Source organism: Coleofasciculus sp. E1-EBD-02, assembly GCF_040218245.1.
GTDB lineage: Bacteria > Cyanobacteriota > Cyanobacteriia > Cyanobacteriales > Coleofasciculaceae > Coleofasciculus.
On sequence record NZ_JAVJQN010000004.1, the window covers coordinates 1 to 17,344 of the forward strand.

Below are 17,344 nucleotides of genomic sequence, written 5' to 3' on the forward strand. Positions count from 1 at the left end.
GTTTAAGAACAACGCCAATATGGGTAAACTGAACAACCAGAAATTTGTTCAGATACCCTTGGGTAAACTAAAAGACCGATTGGAGCAATTGTGTGAAATTTATGGTATCCACTTAGAAGTAACAGAAGAAGCCTACACCAGCAAAGCTAGTTATCTTGACGGGGACTCCCTGCCCAAGTTTGGCGAAAAGCCAGAAGGCTGGAAAGCGTCAGGAAAACGAATAAAGCGTGGGCTTTACCGCTCAAGAAACAATTTGTTGATTAATGCTGACTTGAACGGTAGCGCCAACATTTTAAGAAAAGTAGCCAGGAAGTTAGGTATTGACCTAAATCGACTGGGTAGACGGTCTTTGACAACCGTAGCGAGAGTTAGATTGTGGAAGTTGCCACAACTTAACTCTGTCCGCAGAATCCCTCACTTTCAGTGAGGGAGCGTCAATGTAGAGTTGCACTAACCGCAGGCGACGATTTCCGGCAATTAAGCCCAATTCAGCCCCAAATTCGGAAAAAGGACCCCACTGCATTGAGCCTTGAGAAAATGCTCCGGTCTCAAAAAATAGCACACTTCTGGCTAAGGTACTGTATTCTAAGACTGTTTCCTCGACAGCGCGATCGCGGGGATAGCGACGAATCACTTGGCGTACTGTTTTATTTTGATTGAGTCCCTCTAAGCTGACAACCGTTGGAGTATCCGTCAACGCTTCTCCTTGCGGCGAGAAGCGGGTAAACGAACCTTGCCATTCGCCTAGATTTTGTAGTAAACAGTCCCATTGCGATCGCATTATTTTTCCTATTCCCTGTTCCCTGTTCCCTGTTCCCTGTTCCCTATTCCCTGTTCCCTGTTCCCTATTCCCTGTTCCCTGTTCCCTGTTCCCTGTTCCCTGTTCCCTGTTCCCTGTTCCCTGTTCCCTGTTCCCTGTTCCCTGTTCCCTGTTCCCCTTATTAACTCGACGCACTGGTATAAAACCGGAGGGCAAACCGCCAAAAGACACCGGACACTAAAAGTAATCCTAACGCCAGAATCGCCGCACCAACTACCCAGACGAACTCACCGCGACCTAAAATCACCTCTGCGGGTATCGTGGTTAAGAACGCCACAGGGACAACAAAAGTAAAGAAAAATCGATAAACGGTGGGATAAGCCACCATCGGAAAACGCCCTGCTTCCAACAACCCGCGCAGCACTTCAGTCACATTATAAATTTTGACAAACCAAATACTCGTGGCTCCCAGTATAAACCAGAGGCTGTAAAGACTGATCAGACCAAACCCCAGGGGAACAGCACCCAAAAGGTAATCCACCCCACTCAGGTTAAGGCGTTCACCTGCATAAGCTAGGAGGATTCCCGCAAAAATTAAATCAGGCAATCCCCAAGGCGATAGGGTGCGAGATGATAGCCAAAACTGAGAACTAATCGGCTTAAGTAAGATAAAGTCGAGCGTACCCTGCTGGACATGTTGGACAATGCGATTGAGATTAGGACTCAGCAGCGTCGCCGCAAATCCTTGGAGAAGGGTAAAAATCCCCAGAATCACCAAAGCCTCTTCCCAACTCCAGCCCTGAAAGGTGTAGCCGGTGCGGTAAAACAAAAATAACCCAAATAAACTGCCCACTAAGTTTCCGAGACTGCTTAAGGCAGCAATCAGAAAGTTGAGGCGATACTCGAGTTCAGCGGCGAGAGCAGTCCTCCAGAACAACTGGAGTACGTTCAGATATCGTTTCATCTTGAGTGACATCCTCCCACACCAAATCATAGATCATGGTGTGGGCTTCCAACATCGCTGTTAGACATTGCTGCCCTGCGCCACTTATCTAGACTAAAAGCCCCCGACAGCCCGACTTGACAGCCAATTTCTTTCCCCCAGAGTCCCTGGGTACTTAGTTGCTCATAACCTCGGTTACAGATTTCTTGCGCTGAAGCTATATCCCTATCAACTTCATATTTGCATTCCGGGCAACTATGCCATCTATCAGACAGTTCTTTTGGGACTTCAATGCGGCAGTTTGGACAAGTCTGAGATGTGCCTCTGTGGTCAACTTCAGCAACATAAACACCGCGTTGCTTGCCCACATAATAAAGAATATCTCTAAACTGACCAAAACCGGCGTCAACTGTATGTTTGCCTAGAAACCCTTTCGCCATAGTTCGGAAATCAATATCCTCTAAGAATATAGTTCCCGCCATGTCGCAGAGTTTATGAGCCAATTTGTACTGATAGTCTTTTCGCTTGAATGCAATATGATTATGCAATCGTTCTACTTTGCGTCTGGCTTTTTCATAGTTCTTAGAACGCTTCTTTTTCTTAGATAACCTGCGTTGTAGCACTTTCAGCCTACGATGCATATCCTTGAAAAACTTGCGTCCTGGTTCTACAAAGCCGTCACTGGTAGCCAAATAACTATTCAATCCAACATCAACCCCAATGAAATGACCATGAGGTACGGTATCAGGAAGAGAAATATCAGATTGAATGCTTATGACTACAAACCAACCTACCGCTTTTTTAATTACCCTAACTTGTTTAACAACAAAACCATCGGGGATTGGTCGATGCAAATTAATCTGAACTTTCCCAAGCTTAGGTAATTTAATCTGCCATCCGGTTATAGGATTTGTCTTGAATTGAGGGAAAAGTATCGATTTCTTATGTCCATACTTTTTGAACCTTGGAAATCCATAACCCCGATTTCGGAAAAAATCCCAAGCATCATGTAATCGTCTGATGGTTGTTTGCAATACCTGAGAAGGTACTACCTTTAGTCTTGGGTAATCCTTTTTAGCTTTGGGTAAATTGTTCTGTTGTTGCTGATACCCTGGAAAAGGATAATCAGCAGCTATTATGTATTCTGATTCTAAACTACACCTATCTATTGGACACTTCCTTGAAGCAATCCAATCTTTTAGCTCCCTAAGAGCATAATTATAAACACCTCTACAAGTTTCGAGCCACTCGTTCAGTGATTCGACTTGTTCGGCATCAGGATAGATTCGATAAGTGTAATTTAGATTCAGCATATATTGATTATAACTTAGTCTACTGTAAATAACAAGTTATAGTAAACGCTTATTTTGAGCTTATTTTGGGGGAATCCATGTTGTTACTGAGCTTGTCGAAGTATCCCAACGCGCTCATCAAAGATTACAGCGTGGGACTTATAGCTCCCCCAAACCCCCTCACAAGGTTAAGATAGCAGAAATCACCGCTTAGGTTGGCGGTTAGGCAGAGCAAAATTGTGACAAAATGTCAATTAAACCATGAGGATCTCCCATGAGAAAAATTTTAGTGATTGAAGACGAAAGCTTAATCCGGGATAATCTCTTAGAACTGCTGGAAATGGAAGGATTTGATGCCATCGGAGCAGACAATGGTCAGGCTGGGGTGGAAATAGCCAAAGAGTTTCATCCGGATGTAATTTTGTGTGATGTGATGATGCCTAAATTGGATGGTTATGGCGTTTTAGAAGCATTGCGTCAAGATCCTAGCACGGCTGAAACTAAATTTGTCTTTCTTACAGCCAGTGCCGATCAAATTAATCTGATGAAAATTAGAGGGTTAGGTATTGATCATATTCTCAAACCCTTTAATGTGGACAAATTCTTGACATTGCTGGAACATCAAAATGGTTAAATGACGTAGCCAAAACAGCCGCCAATGCAGAACGCCTAACTGAGATAATTCATGACTGGATCGATTGTGGCGTTCAGACCTACTATTTGCTAGTCCTTGTCTTCCTTGTCCTATCTACATACGCCGATCAACCGCAACTGAGTGAAATTCCCCAAGAAGCTAGCTTTCCCATCAAAATGCAACCATTGGCGCAAACGACGCCTTGGCGTTCATAATGTCAATAGAGTTCAAGGAATTTTTTGTGTCTCAAAAACGCAGGGTTTGGGTTATAGTCGTGCTAGTGTTAGCTGTGCTGGCATTTGTTGGTATATCGACGATTCCGCTGTTGAGGAGTGTTGTAGAGAGCAATCAGCCGTCTGCTGTTAGCACACCCAATGCTCAACCCAGCCTATCCACTGAACAGCAAGAGCAACTTGAAGAACAAGCGAAAGGGTACGAACTGGTTTTACAGCGAGAACCGGAAAATCAAACCGCGTTGCGGGGACTATTAGAGACAAAACTACAGTTAAGGGATATTGAAGGCGCGATCGCACCGTTGGAAACCTTAGCTGAACTGAATCCCGACCAACCCGAATATGGGGTGTTGCTAGCTCAGGCAAAAGAACAAACTGGCGATCGCGAAGGTGCATCCCAAGCTTACCGTCAGATTTTAGCCTCACAGCCCGGAGATATCAATGCCTTAAAAGGATTAGCCGCCCTGTATATTCAGCAAAACCGTCCAGAAGCGGCGATTGGTTTATTGCAAGAGACAATTAAAAACGCTGGACAACAGAATCAAACTCAACCGGGTAGAGTGGATGTGAGTTCTGTCAAATTGTTGTTAGGAGAAGTCTACCTGAGTCAACAGCGCTTTACCGAAGCCCTCACCATTTATGATGAACTGATCGAAGAAAACCCCCAAGATTTTCGCCCCGTATTGGCTAAAGCCCTAATTCTCCGCCAACAAGGGAAAACTGAAGAAGCCAAGCCTCTATTTACCACTGCGGTTTCTCTCGCACCACAGGAGTACAAAGATCAAGTCAAGCAACTTGCCACATTAAGCGAACAGCCTACACCTGCACCAACCGCATCCCCTGAGAATAACGAGACACCTGATTTTCCCGAACCGCTTCCGGAAGGAGATGAAAATCCTTAACAGTAAGGTTTGGGTTCCCAAACCCCTACATTGGTTGCTATTTGAACTACGATAGCTTTAACGGAGGCTTTTTGTGGCAGGTATAGCAGTACCAAGACAGGTTAAGATATTTTTTTCTGTTCCCTGTTCCCTGTTCCCTGTTCCCTTTTGGGATCAACTGATGTCTTAACGTATCCTCGTAGTCCTATATCAGACAATGGTGCGATTAAAACGGTGGCAGTGGATCGTATTGGCAATGCCGATCGCGTCCATCATGATCTTCTTACTCTTATCTGCGGGTTGGCAAATCCACGAGTGGGGAATTAATTGGATCTGGGGTATCTTTATCCTGATCTTCGCAGGTTGGCGTTGGCTGCTAGTAAAATGGACACGGACAACCGTCGATCAGGTAGAAGCAGCGGTAGCTGAAGTTAGCGATCAACTCGACGCTACCACAGAGGAAACAACTGCCTTACCCGCCACAGATGAGGCGACTCAAAACGCCGAAGCCGCCCTGCAAACGGTGCTGAAAAAAGCACAGGATGATCCGCCCATCTGGGAAGACTGGCAAACCTTTTGGCAACGATGTCAGGAACTTGTTGTCGCCATCGCCCATATCTATCAGCCGGAGGCGAAATATCCCTTACTTAATATCTACATTCCCCAAGCTTATGGGCTGATTCGGGGGACAGTGGATGACTTAGATCAGTGGATGCAGAAGTTATCGCCAGCGCTGAGTCAGGTGACAGTGGGACAGGGATTGCAAGCCTACGAAGTGTACCAGAAACTCGAACCCTCCGCCCGCAAACTCTGGCAAGCGTGGAGTTGGGCACAGTGGGTAGTCAATCCGGTGGCGGCGCTAGCCAAACAAGCGAGTAAGCGTTCGAGTAACCAAGCTACCCAGCAACTGTTGATGAATTTGGCACAGATGCTGCGCGAAGCGGCGTTAAAGAATTTATCTCGACAAGCGATCGCGCTTTATAGTGGAAGTACCCCACCGGGTTCAGCTACCGTTTCCCCACCCAAACCGCAACTCCCCCAGGTAAAAACCAAAACCCTGCGCGATATCCTCGAACAAGCTGAACCTGTAGAAGCGGTTGAACAAAAGCCTGTGAGTATTTTGCTGGTGGGGCGTACTGGATCGGGTAAAAGTAGCCTAATTAATACATTATTTCAGGCAGAACAAGCCGAAGTCGATGTCTTACCCAGTACCGATCGCATCCAGAATTACCACTGGCAAACTCCAACTGGAGAAACCCTGACGCTGTGGGATACGCCGGGATATGAACAAGTCAACCGATCCGATTTGCGGGACTTGGTACTCGATTATGCCACGAACGCCGATTTACTGCTACTGGTAACCCCCGCCCTCGATCCGGCGCTACATGTTGATGCGGAGTTTCTCAAGGAAATCCAAGCAGATATTGAAGACTTACCTGCCATTACAATCGTCACCCAAGTCGATCGCCTGCGCCCGATCCGAGAATGGCAACCCCCTTATGATTGGCAATGGGGGGAACGTACCAAAGAAAAAGCGATTCGGGAAGCGACAGAATATCGCGCCGAAAGTTTAGGGGAATGGTGCGATCAGGTTTTACCTGTGGTGACGGCGGATTGGAAAACCGGGCGTACCCCTTGGAATATCGAGGCGCTATCCTTAGCATTAGTTGACGCGATCGCACCTGCCAAACAACTGCGTCTTGCCCGCTTTTTGCGAAACCGAGAAGCCCGTACAGCGGAAGCCGCTAAAATTATTGACCACTATACGTTTCAGATGGCAACGACTCAGGGGTTGGCAGCGTTTCTGAAAAGTCCTGTGCTACAGTTTGTATCCACAGTAACAACCGGATCTCCCACGCTAGCCTTTGCCCTCGCTGAACAAATTCCCGTCGAACAGTTACCCGTAGTCATTGGCAAATTACAGATGGCGTATGACTTATTCTCCTTGCTGAGTGCAGGAGATACTCAGATGCAATTCGACTTGCGATCGCTGTGGTCATTATTGCTAGACAATTCATCTTCACCTGATCGCAATGCGTGGGCATTTGGTCACGCTTTGGTAGAATATTGGACACAGAAGATGAGTGTTGAACAATTACGCCAGAAGTTTAAGTTTTATCTGAACCAGCAACTGGACTTTGAAGAAAAGGAAACAGCGTAAGTATTTAACCGTAATATGGTAAGTAGTCGGACAAAAGAAAATGGTACTGTATTAAGTGCAAGTAAATCGCCCTCAAACCCTTACTGTTCCCTGTTCCCTGTTCCCTGTTCCCTAATCTCGACCGTTAACTTTAATTGTGTCCACCTACTTATGAATTAGGAAATATCCCGGTCAAACACTTTTGTACCACTAACATCAAGACGCGATCGCACGATGCCTACCCCTAGTCACCCCCTCGGAAAACCTGAATTTCGTCGCGAACATCGCTTAGGACTCGTCGTGTATGGTGGTGTTTCTCTCGCCATTTATATGAATGGCATCTGCCGCGAATTCTATAATGCAGTACGGGGTCGAGGTATCTATAAACTGATTAAAGCCCTAACAGATGCGGATATTGTTGTAGATATCCTCTCCGGAACGTCAGCCGGCGGAATTAATGGTGTGTTACTGAGTTACGCCCTTGCCAATAGCACCAAAGACACAGTTGTTGACTTTAAAGAATTTGGGCAAATTTGGCGTGAGAGTGGGAATATCCGCGAACTAATGCATCATCCCTCAACCCAGGAAACCCAACGGGAGTCGGTTTTGGATGGTGCTGGGTATTATCAAACAGCCCTAGCCGAAGCGTTTGAAAAAGGCATTTATAATCGCACGAATGCGCCAGATGGGGAGTGGGTATCTGAGTTGAATGAACTCGATTTATTTGTCACAGGAACTGACATTCTGGGACGAATTTACCAGCTATTTGATGATACAGGTCGAGTCATTGAAGTTAAAAATCACCGCCAGATTTTTCACCTCAAGCATCGTCAGGGACGGCACGAACCCTTTAATCCGGATAGTGACCCAGCGGATTTAAGTCGGACGCCAGAACAAACCTATCAATCCCTGGCAAAACTCTGCCGAATTACCTCCTGCTTTCCGGTGGCATTTCCAGCGGTTAATGTTGGCTTAAATAACGATGCCAATGACATTGATCAGCGTCTGATTCGATGGGGACAATTGGAAAGCCGTGACTTACCCGAACAACGACCGCCAGATGGTTATCAACTCCATTTTATTGATGGTGGGGTGTTAGATAATCGCCCCTTTAGTTACACGATTAAAGATATCTATTTTCGCACCGCTAACCGTCCTGTCGATCGCAAGCTGATTTATATTGATCCCAATCCCGATCGCTTCTTGGCAAATCCTAACTTTAATTCCATGGCGAAGCCTAGCACCTGGGACGTGCTTCAGGATGCGTTAGTTGGACTCCCGACGTATGAAAGCATTAGCAATGATTTGGAGTTAATCCAAGCCCAAAACGATAAAATCAGCCGCTATAACAGCATACTCGCTAGTGTGGAAGCACCCGATCCATCAACTCCTAGTATTTCCCACAAAATTACCGTCAATGAAGAGATTTACCTCCGCAGCCGCCTGATTGGTTTGCGCGATCGCATTCTCCCCCTGATTTTACGCATGGATCGACAGCAAACCACGGCTTCAGGGACAGATAAAAAAGTCATTTTAGATAAAACAGGACAACAGTTAATTGCGGGTATTACTAGCCCGACCAATAGTCAAGATAAAGATATAATTCTTCAACAAGCTAGTCAGCATATTCGTAATCTGGATATAGACTATGCGTTGAGGAAGCATTTCTACATTATTGATAAGCTATTTCAGCAGCTTGAGAAAACAACCGAAATCGCTGAATATAATAAGCAGCGATTACTCGTCAGTCGGTTAAATCGACAACTTAAACTGCTAGAAGTAATTCGCTTTACCTTAGATACATTACTCAGCCATCCGCAGGTTAGTGAATCTTTCTACAGTTTACTGGAGCAAAGTTTAGAAAATTATGATCCGGAATTTCAACAGCAGTGGCGCAAGCAAGTTTATGATCGTCTCTTGCGTTTGCACCGCTTTTTCTTTGATGCGGATGGTTTAAATGACCTGTCTCCATCAGGCTTAGATCAAAATCGCCTGGAGTTCGTTCCCGCCAACTTTTTTAAGACATTGCCCACCGCTGCGGAACAGTTAGGAGTAGCATTAAATCAGCTTCAAGAAAAACAGAGTAACTGGTTACCACAAAAACAGATTTCTAGTATTATTGCCCAATTCCAGCAAAAAATTCGCCAACTTGATGAAGATCCATCACTACTAAACCGTATTTGGTCGGATCAAAAATACAAGGATAGCGATCCAGAAAACTGTAGTCAACTGTTTTGCTCCATTCTTCATCAAATTAATCAGGCATCAGAACGGTTAATTCAAACCAGTAACCTCAACGATTATAAGGATATTCTCAATCGTTATCAACAGTTTTGTGACTTAGATCGGGTACTCTATCCCTTTGAATATTTAACCAATCTTTCTGAAAAAGATATAATTGAGACAATTCGCTTTAGTCCAGATGATGCTCAACTAGGTTTAGGTAAGGGAAAAACATTAGATGATAAATTGGCTGGGGATACCTTACAAGCTTTTGGCGGATTTTTTAAGAAATCCTGGCGTTCCAATGATATGTTGTGGGGGCGATTGGATGGACTCAATCGTCTTGTTGAAGCCTTAGTGACTCGTGAATCATTGCAGAATTTTCCAATTTTTTTAGCGCGACAAACCCAAGAACAAGGATGTACAGAAGATGAATACTTAGATCAACTGGTTCAAGACTGTTTTCCCAATTCCACCGCCAACACTCGTCAGAAACTCAAATCCCATCTTCGCTTATTAGCTGATCCAAATCTGTCTGATGCAGCGATGCATATTATTTTAGACGATCTGGTTTTAGAAGGTCATCGCTCAATTTTAATGACCGACTTAGAAACAGTAATTGAAGATGAAATCAGCGAACAACTAACCTGGAATCGCCAACGGGTTAAACCCACTGATCCTGATGATGTGGAACGATTACTGGCTCAACTCGGTGATCAACCACCTAGCTATCAACCCGTTCCAGGTTATTTTGAGAAAACGGTGAATACTCTAGCGGCAGCAAAATTAGCCAAAGATGCTATTGGTAGGTTCTCTCCCCAAGCCAAAGAAGACTTCTTTCGCAATCAATACCGGATTGGTAAAGAAACCATTTTAAAAGATATTCCCGGAATTGTGCTGGCAAATCTTGCTACTCGTGCGGCTTTAATCCTGCGAGATATTATGATTACGACTCTAGGAAAACAACGTGCAAAGAAACTTCAAGGGCTTTTAAGTTATCAATTTGTGAATAAGTCATTACAACTTGTCTATTGGTGGTTACAATTGAAAAGTCCCACCGCATTTCAGAGTCGCAATTTTATCGGTAAGCGACCGCTAATATTAGTTCTTCAGGTACTACTCCTACTCACTGCCATTATCTGTGTGGTAATTACTGTCTCTAATTCACCTATATCTACCGCCGTTGCCCTCATTGCTACAGTTTTGTTTTGGTTGTTAGGGTATGCGTGGAAAAAGTCTTAATTGTCATTTGTATGTATTGTCATTTGTCTTATGTCTTATGTTAAAAAGAATAGAGACTTCCATTTTAAAATTCATGTCATGTTATGAATGTCGATTTTGTAATGCTCTCATTTCCTGCTGCACATCCACAACAATCTGTAACGCCTCATTGAGTAAACGCCCATGTTCCGTCGCTTGGTCGCTAACTTGTAAAGCTGTCAGTGCCATGAGGTTATTATCAAATAATTCAGAATTGCATTTGATGAACTTGTCATTTTCCCTCAGAATTCGTTCAGTTTTTAAGGCTCGAATAATATCGTCACGGGTTAGCCGAAGTGCCTGAATAACTTGTTCCCGATTTGTTAATGCCACACCAGGATTACCAACGGCTTCAATTTTGTCATTAATATTAATGGCTTGAATCACTCGATTAAATCGGTTTACATCTTCAAATAGTCGAATTAAATTCTTGCATTTACGGCTAATGGCAATTTTGCGAATATCGTTGAAGAATAAGGTGATGGCAAGAATGGAAGGGCTCGCAATTAACAACTTAATATGTTCCGGAAAAACCTGGAGAAGTACAAACCCTGTTAAACTAATCAGGATAATAACCAAAAGGGTTTTCGTAATCTCCGCGATAAATTTAGGCAGAGTCGGTGGTTTCAGGACAGTATCAACACTTACTCCACTCAAATGTTTGAGTTCTCCTTTGGTAATTTTTAGTCCCTGTAAGTCAGGTTGCATTTTAGGTATGATAGTTTGACTCTAGCGATTCGGGCTTGGCTTAATCAGTGATACACCTAATTGTATCTTCCTCTGTATTAGCACATCCTACCTACTGGAGAAACCTGATGACTCATTCTTTAGTTCACTCAATTCGGCAAAAGTTCCAGTCGTGGTTTACCCAGGCGCAAGCCGCAGTAGCAATCGAGGATGAAGAGGTTGAGTTGCCCGATGGGATTCAGAGTCAACTGGGGCAAAAAATCCAGGAACTCCCCTGTTGTCAGACCTATCAAACCACAGTGCAAGAGGTGATCACCGCTGGGGTTGAAAACTGGCAACATCACCTGGATGCCGCCAATAGTTTGATCATTTTGGGCAGCCCCGTAGAACCAATTGCCAAAATTTTGAGCGATAGTCTGCAAAGCTGGCACAATCCCCCTGTAGAGGTATTCACACCTCTACCTTGCCGAATGCGCCCTCATGATCCATTAATCATGTCTCAACAAATTGAGCAAGCCCTGCAAGCCTACCCACAGATTGATGTTAAAAACCTTAACGATACTAGCGATCTGCTTGAGGCAAACTCCCTGGCTGATCGAAAGACATTGATGATGATTCCCTGTCTGGATCAATGTTTTCTGCGCTGTATTGGGGGTTGGAATAGCATTGAATACTTACGAGACATGATCATTCATAATCGCAATTGCTTTTGGGTTATAGGCTGTAACCATTGGGCTTGGGATTTTCTGGATTTTGTGTGCCAGATTAGCGCCTATTTTAGCGAGGTGAAACCGTTACCGGAACTAGATGGAGCGATGATTCAAACCTGGTTAAACCCGATTGCTAAAACGATGGTTGAACCAGACGCGATAGAAGACTCAGAAGATAATCTTAGTCAGGCATATTGGAAGACTCTTGCCAGTCAATCCTCTGGTGTTAGTAGTATTGCCTTTGGCGTATGGCTAAATAGCTTACGAATCGAGCGCGATCAACTAGAGGATGGTAATTTATCTCAATTGAACTTGAGCGAGACATCAACAACCAACAAAACCCGTTTTACCTTACGTCAAACTAAACCCACATTGCCTAGTTTGCCACCATTAACGGGGATTGACCGCTATTTACTTCATTCGTTACTAATTCATGGGCAGATGAGCCATGTCCATCTTGCCTTGAGCTTGGGTGAACCCGAAAGCCAAATCCAAGCTCGGATTCAGGGGTTATTGCGAGCCGGGGTACTAGCTAGCAGCAATGGCATGCTATCAGTACGTGCTGCCCATTATGCCAAGCTGAAGATTGAATTGACGAATAATAACTTTTTTGTTGGCGAGGATTAACCATGAATGTATCGGGTTTTGATCTGATCAGTTTTGTTCAGGCAATGTCGGCATTGTTGGCACAAATCGAGGCATCGGAAACCTTACCGCAACAAGTTCTTACCAATATTACACTGCAAAAAATTCTTCGTTCTCTCGTCGCTATTTTGATCGCTTATGGGAGCATGTTTGTCATTCAGTCGCTCACTAGCTGGATTTCAGAACGAGTTCCCCGCCGCTTTCGATTATTGATCAAACAATCTTTGCCCTTTTGGAAAGGGCTGATTTTGATCCTAACGGTTTCCTATCTCCTAAATCTGTTTCTGAACTTGTCTCAGGAGAACCTCCTCGCATTGACAGGCACGATCGCTATTGCCCTGGGTTTTGCCTTTAAGGATTATGTGAGTTCGATCATTGCAGGAGTAGTTGCACTGTTTGAAGCTCCCTATCGAGTGGGCGATCGCATTCAAATTGAAGAGCATTACGGTGAAGTGGTGGGCTATGGTTTGCGTGCCATCCGACTCAAGACTCCTGACGACAACATTGTCACTATTCCCCACAACAAAACCTGGACTGAAGCCGTCTCCAATGCCAACAGCGGAGAGCTAGAAGCTCAGATCCTCACTGACTTTTATTTTGCTCATACTGTAGATGCGGAACAAGTCATCCAGATTCTGTACCAGGCAGCTTACAGTAGCAAATATACGCAGCTAAAGCTCCCCATTGTCGTTGTCATGCAAGAACAAATGTGGGGTACTCAGTTCAAGCTGCGGTCTTACCCAATGGATGCCCGCGATGAATTTATCTATAAAACCGATCTGATTCGCCGTGCCAAGCAAGCCTTTGCTCGCCAAAATTTACCTTACCCAAAGTTATCAGATATCCAAAACAATGACAGTTGCCCCTGATCAGCTAAAGTTTAAATTTGTCCGGTGAGGGCTTGAGGAACAAGTGAAAATCCTGGCTCTCTTAGACTGGTTATGGCAAATTAGCATTTTAAATGAACTTAAATCATTTAATAGCAAAAGATCTAACAAAATAAAAAACTGTTTTATTGGAATTGTTTTTTTGAATCTCCATGATTCTTGCTTGGCAAGGATTAGTGAGGTTATTTTGTAGTAATTTATCATGGTTAGTCTAGAAGAGCGATTTGAATTTTTCTTTTATGTCCTAATCTTAGGGCGTAGTGCTATACAATATATAACCCGTTTTAACGGGTTTTAGCTTTAAGCCAGAACTTTAGTTCTAGGCTTAATTATGGGGAGCATTCTAACAAGCTCTGTATAAAATTAAACCGAGTCTATGTTTAAAATATTATTCCGTCAAGTATTTGAATTTTTCTTCTGAATGATTTGCTCATACCACTTCATTAAAGGAGTTGCACTAATTCCATGTATAACAATGGATGTTACAACAGTTATAGAAGTTATCCAAGCAATTTTTGCACCCAATTCCCCCTCTAAACTCTTGCCAAGAGCATAGGAAAGATAGTACAGAGAGCCGACTCCTCGAACGCCAAACCAACCAAATAGACAACGAATAGCTGGGTGAAACCGTGAGCGAGGTGACTGAGAAAAACCTAAGTTAGTCGTGCTAATCCAAGCACCTAAAGGTCGGATGGCAAAAATTAATAATCCTGCAATTAGAAGGGCTTCGCCACCAAATTCGAGAATTGGCTCAATTCGCAGCAGGGAACCTAACAACAGAATCGTTCCCACTTCCATCAATTTTTCAAGTTGTTCGGTGAATTCCAGTTGAGAAAGTCGCCGATTAGGATTAGAATGACTCCGCTGTACCATTAACCCAGCAACAAATACCGCCAAAAATCCGTAACCGTTAATAACTTCTGTTAGCGCATAGGTGATTAAAATAATGCTGAGACCAATAAAGTCCTCCATTAACACATCAATAGAGCGAAAGTTTTGGAGCTGCTGCTTAATCCACATAACTCCCTTTCCCACCAAAATACCCATGGCAATTCCAGCCGCGATCGCCCAAATCAAATCAACAAAAATCCATTGTGTCAACCAAGTTTGCCAATTGTCGTTTTCTAACCAATGAATTCCAAAATAGACAAAAGGAAAAGCTAACGCATCGTTCAATCCCCCTTCAGACGTTAGACCAAATCGCAACTCATCTCTATCTCCTATATGTGCCAATTGGACTTCGGATGCCAACACCGGGTCAGTTGGTGCAAGAATTGCCCCCAACAAAACAGCCGCTCCCCAGTTCAGATTCAATAACCAATGGCTAATTGCTGCTATGGCAAAAATTGAAATCGGCATAAGAAAAGCGATGAGCCGAATTGTTGATTTCCAAGCTCTTAATTTCAGAGGGCGATTCATTTTTAAGCCGCAACTAAACAGAGAGACAATCACCACAAATTCTGTGATACGCTCCAAAAATTCCGTTCGGATCTGAAGTTGAATCAGATTAGCTCCATAAGGACCAAGACAAATTCCCACAACTAAGTAAATGAGAGCGTAAGAAAGAGGTAATCGCTTAATCCAGCCTGAACCTATTGTGACCAACAGGAGCAGTAAGCCAATGACCAACAAGGCAAGAATATAGATATCCACAAAAGTAATACCTTATTTAACAATGGGAAAGGCTTTCTAAGACGACACGGAAAGGCGATACTTTAATCCGTCTCGACGTATCCTTTTAGAGTCCCTGGTTTCATATCAGGGAGAGGTTAATTTACTCACTCACTAACGCCAACTGGACGAACGACTAAAATACCGATCGCGTGCTTGATCTTGCCTACATACTGCTGTAAATCTTGGGAAATTGTCACCTCTCCAGCGGGTGAGGCATGAATTAAACGAATTCTACCATCTGGCTGGCGATCAATGAATCCGGTATGGGTGACATCTAATCCCGCAATAGTCGTAGCGATGCCAATAATATCTCCAGATTGTAGCTGATCATAGCTGTGGTGAATTTGCTCGGTGGGAATATAGTTTAAGGGAACAGCATTAAGCTGATCTTCCATCTCTAAAATACACTGGTAATTTGCCTGATTATTCACCAGTTGAGGATAACGGTGGCGGTGGGTACTCATGAAATTAAGCTGCTTATTTAACGAGATTCCTCCCAGCGCCTGGGTAATATTGGCTACGGTTCCCCGTTTCTCGTTATCCTGAACCCAAGCCGAGAAATAATGCAAACGGCTACAATAGCCATCGAGTTGACCATTCTGATAACGCTGATCGCGAAGATAATTGACAAAGGTGGGATAGGAATAATCGTGTTGTGCTACAGTTCGTGCGATCGCGAGTACGGTTTCCACAAATAGCACACAGTCAAATGCCTGAAGCGTTACCACCAAGGTTTCGTCCAGCGATTGATCTAATAAGCCTGCCTTATAGGGTGTCCCCACAAATCGGTGTGCGATCGCCTGTATAATATCCGTCATCGGTTGCTCCTGCAGGTGCTGGGCAATTGCCCAGTCCATAACGTGCTGGAACTGTTCCCTCTCCTCTGGTGCAGGATTCATCGATTCTGAGACAGTAACATTTGAAGTATCGGTCAGTAACGTCTGGGAAGGGGGAAACATCAAGTCAGAATAATCTATCAGTTCCTCGTTCTCTGCTTCCCAGACGTAGCAAGCGGCGTCTCTACAGACTTCCCCTCCTCCTAGAGTATCCTCAGAACGAGTTGCCGCTTGACTAACCGATATAGAATCATAGTCCTGAGCTTGAAAGGCAAGATCTGACGTAAAACCGCCAGAAATTGCCAATCCCACAAAAGCCCAGCCAAACATTGTTCTCATTATTTCTCCTACTGCCCCAGCTTAGAAGGGCGAGTTTAGTCAAGTTATCGGTTTTCTCAATTAAGGTTATCGGTAAAATCCGCCCTTACCCCCTCCAGACGCGCCTGCTCATAGTTTGCCACAGCGCGATCGCGAGTTCTATATAGTAGGTTGGGTTTCGCTATCGCTCTACCCAACAGGTTCTCTTCTATAGTTGGGTGACTCTTCATTGGACTTTGCCACAGCGCGATCGCTAGACCATTGATGCAGTAGGAGTTAGACAAAGATTGTCGCCCTAAAACAGCTAACTTGGGTCTGTCAATTGCGCCTCAAGGCTATAAACTGAAGGATGCATCAAGATTAAGACGATTTTATTTAAGCTGTGCGAAAAATAGTCATTGCCGGTAACTGGAAAATGTTCAAAACTCAAAGGGAGTCCTCTGAGTTTTTGCAAGAATTTATGCCCAAGCTGGAGCAAACGCCCCCAGATCGGGAAGTTGTTCTGTGTGTTCCCTTTACAGATTTAGGAGTGATGTCCAAAAATCTGCACAATAGCCGGGTGCAGCTAGGGGCGCAGAATATCCACTGGGCAGATGAAGGCGCTTTCACCGGGGAAATTTCTGGTCCCATGTTGACCGAACTCGGCTTGCGTTATGTCGTTGTCGGTCACAGTGAACGGCGTCAATACTTTGGTGAAACGGACAAAACCGTGAACCAGCGCCTCCTCGCCGCCCAGCGTCACGGGTTAATTCCGATTCTTTGCGTCGGTGAAACAAAGCAACAACGGGATGCTGGAGAAGCGGAATCTCACATCAGCCAGCAACTTGTAGAAGGCTTGGTGGATGTGGATCAGCAGCAACTGGTGATCGCTTATGAACCGATCTGGGCAATTGGCACAGGGGATACCTGTGAAGCCGCAGAAGCCAATCGGATCATGGGTTTGATTCGCTCTCAACTGAAAGTTGCGGATGTACCAATTCAGTACGGGGGTTCGGTCAAGCCGGCGAATATTGATCAAATTATGGCGCAACCTGAAATTGATGGGGTGCTAGTTGGCGGAGCCAGTCTTGATCCGGGGGGATTTGCCCGAATTGTCAATTATCAGTAGTTCATGGGTCATGGTTCATTAGTTAGGGTTCATTTGTCGAAAAAACAGATCGATGCACAAATCGATGATATGACTTGCTTCTGTTCGGGAAGCGAGTATGACAAATGACATAA

Annotated in this window: 14 protein-coding genes and 1 pseudogene; 8 read left to right on the forward strand and 7 right to left on the reverse strand. The window is 44.4% G+C overall.

All coding sequences use genetic code 11. The features are described from left to right. The first annotated feature begins 19 nt into the window (after nt 1–19). Nucleotides 20–427, forward strand: coding sequence for a zinc ribbon domain-containing protein (locus RIC07_RS00205; protein ID WP_446392783.1), 408 nt, complete (start codon nt 20–22; stop codon nt 425–427). Nucleotides 428–439: 12 nt separating this feature from the next. On the opposite strand, the pseudogene RIC07_RS00210 reads toward RIC07_RS00205, so the two are convergent. The 3 genes and pseudogenes from RIC07_RS00210 to RIC07_RS00220 form a co-directional block, all read right to left on the reverse strand. Then, nucleotides 440–781 (reverse strand): annotated as a pseudogene (locus RIC07_RS00210) (DUF3598 family protein); the annotation flags it as partial. A gap of 160 nt (nt 782–941) precedes the next feature. Beyond that, nucleotides 942–1,724 (reverse strand): ABC transporter permease, encoded by a 783-nt coding sequence (locus RIC07_RS00215; RefSeq protein ID WP_446392753.1) that lies wholly within the window; start codon nt 1,722–1,724, stop codon nt 942–944. Between the two features lie 26 nt (nt 1,725–1,750). Continuing rightward, nucleotides 1,751–3,016, reverse strand: coding sequence for an RNA-guided endonuclease InsQ/TnpB family protein (locus tag RIC07_RS00220; protein WP_446377831.1), 1,266 nt, complete (start codon nt 3,014–3,016; stop codon nt 1,751–1,753). Between the two features lie 253 nt (nt 3,017–3,269). Between RIC07_RS00220 and RIC07_RS00225 the strand changes: the two genes are divergently transcribed. The 4 genes from RIC07_RS00225 (at nt 3,270) to RIC07_RS00240 (ending at nt 10,348) form a co-directional block, all read left to right on the forward strand. Continuing rightward, on the forward strand, nt 3,270–3,629 hold the full coding sequence (locus RIC07_RS00225) for a response regulator (RefSeq protein ID WP_446377833.1): 360 nt from the start codon (nt 3,270–3,272) through the stop codon (nt 3,627–3,629). 241 nt (nt 3,630–3,870) lie between these two features. Next, nucleotides 3,871–4,764 carry a tetratricopeptide repeat protein gene (locus tag RIC07_RS00230; protein WP_446392754.1) on the forward strand — a complete coding sequence of 298 codons (894 nt, stop codon included), beginning with the start codon at nt 3,871–3,873 and terminating at the stop codon, nt 4,762–4,764. Between the two features lie 196 nt (nt 4,765–4,960). Then, nucleotides 4,961–6,904 (forward strand): GTPase family protein, encoded by a 1,944-nt coding sequence (locus RIC07_RS00235; protein ID WP_446392755.1) that lies wholly within the window; start codon nt 4,961–4,963, stop codon nt 6,902–6,904. Nucleotides 6,905–7,117: 213 nt separating this feature from the next. Further along, nucleotides 7,118–10,348, forward strand: coding sequence for a patatin-like protein (locus tag RIC07_RS00240; protein WP_446392756.1), 3,231 nt, complete (start codon nt 7,118–7,120; stop codon nt 10,346–10,348). An 81-nt stretch (nt 10,349–10,429) separates the two neighbouring features. Here RIC07_RS00240 and RIC07_RS00245 read toward each other — a convergent pair whose 3' ends face one another. Beyond that, on the reverse strand, nt 10,430–11,074 hold the full coding sequence (locus tag RIC07_RS00245; RefSeq protein WP_446392757.1) for a hypothetical protein: 645 nt from the start codon (nt 11,072–11,074) through the stop codon (nt 10,430–10,432). Nucleotides 11,075–11,181: 107 nt separating this feature from the next. Between RIC07_RS00245 and RIC07_RS00250 the strand changes: the two genes are divergently transcribed. Together RIC07_RS00250 and RIC07_RS00255 are read left to right on the forward strand one after the other, a co-directional pair. After that, entirely contained in the window at nt 11,182–12,390 is a 1,209-nt protein-coding gene (locus RIC07_RS00250) for a MarR family transcriptional regulator (RefSeq protein WP_446392758.1), read from the forward strand. A 2-nt stretch (nt 12,391–12,392) separates the two neighbouring features. Continuing rightward, on the forward strand, nt 12,393–13,277 hold the full coding sequence (locus RIC07_RS00255; RefSeq protein WP_446392759.1) for a mechanosensitive ion channel family protein: 885 nt from the start codon (nt 12,393–12,395) through the stop codon (nt 13,275–13,277). A gap of 414 nt (nt 13,278–13,691) precedes the next feature. On the opposite strand, the gene RIC07_RS00260 is transcribed toward RIC07_RS00255, so the two are convergent. The 3 genes from RIC07_RS00260 to RIC07_RS00270 form a co-directional block, all read right to left on the reverse strand. Beyond that, nucleotides 13,692–14,948 carry a cation:proton antiporter gene (locus RIC07_RS00260; RefSeq protein ID WP_446392760.1) on the reverse strand — a complete coding sequence of 419 codons (1,257 nt, stop codon included), beginning with the start codon at nt 14,946–14,948 and terminating at the stop codon, nt 13,692–13,694. Nucleotides 14,949–15,073: 125 nt separating this feature from the next. After that, a complete protein-coding gene (locus RIC07_RS00265) occupies nt 15,074–16,144 on the reverse strand; it encodes an N-acetylmuramoyl-L-alanine amidase-like domain-containing protein (protein ID WP_446392761.1) in 1,071 nt (356 codons plus the stop codon). Between the two features lie 56 nt (nt 16,145–16,200). Continuing rightward, nucleotides 16,201–16,407, reverse strand: coding sequence for a hypothetical protein (locus RIC07_RS00270; protein ID WP_446392762.1), 207 nt, complete (start codon nt 16,405–16,407; stop codon nt 16,201–16,203). 98 nt (nt 16,408–16,505) lie between these two features. On the opposite strand from RIC07_RS00270, the gene tpiA reads away from it, so the two are divergent. Continuing rightward, nucleotides 16,506–17,231 (forward strand): triose-phosphate isomerase, encoded by a 726-nt coding sequence (gene tpiA, locus RIC07_RS00275; protein ID WP_446392763.1) that lies wholly within the window; start codon nt 16,506–16,508, stop codon nt 17,229–17,231. Nucleotides 17,232–17,344 lie beyond the last annotated feature (113 nt).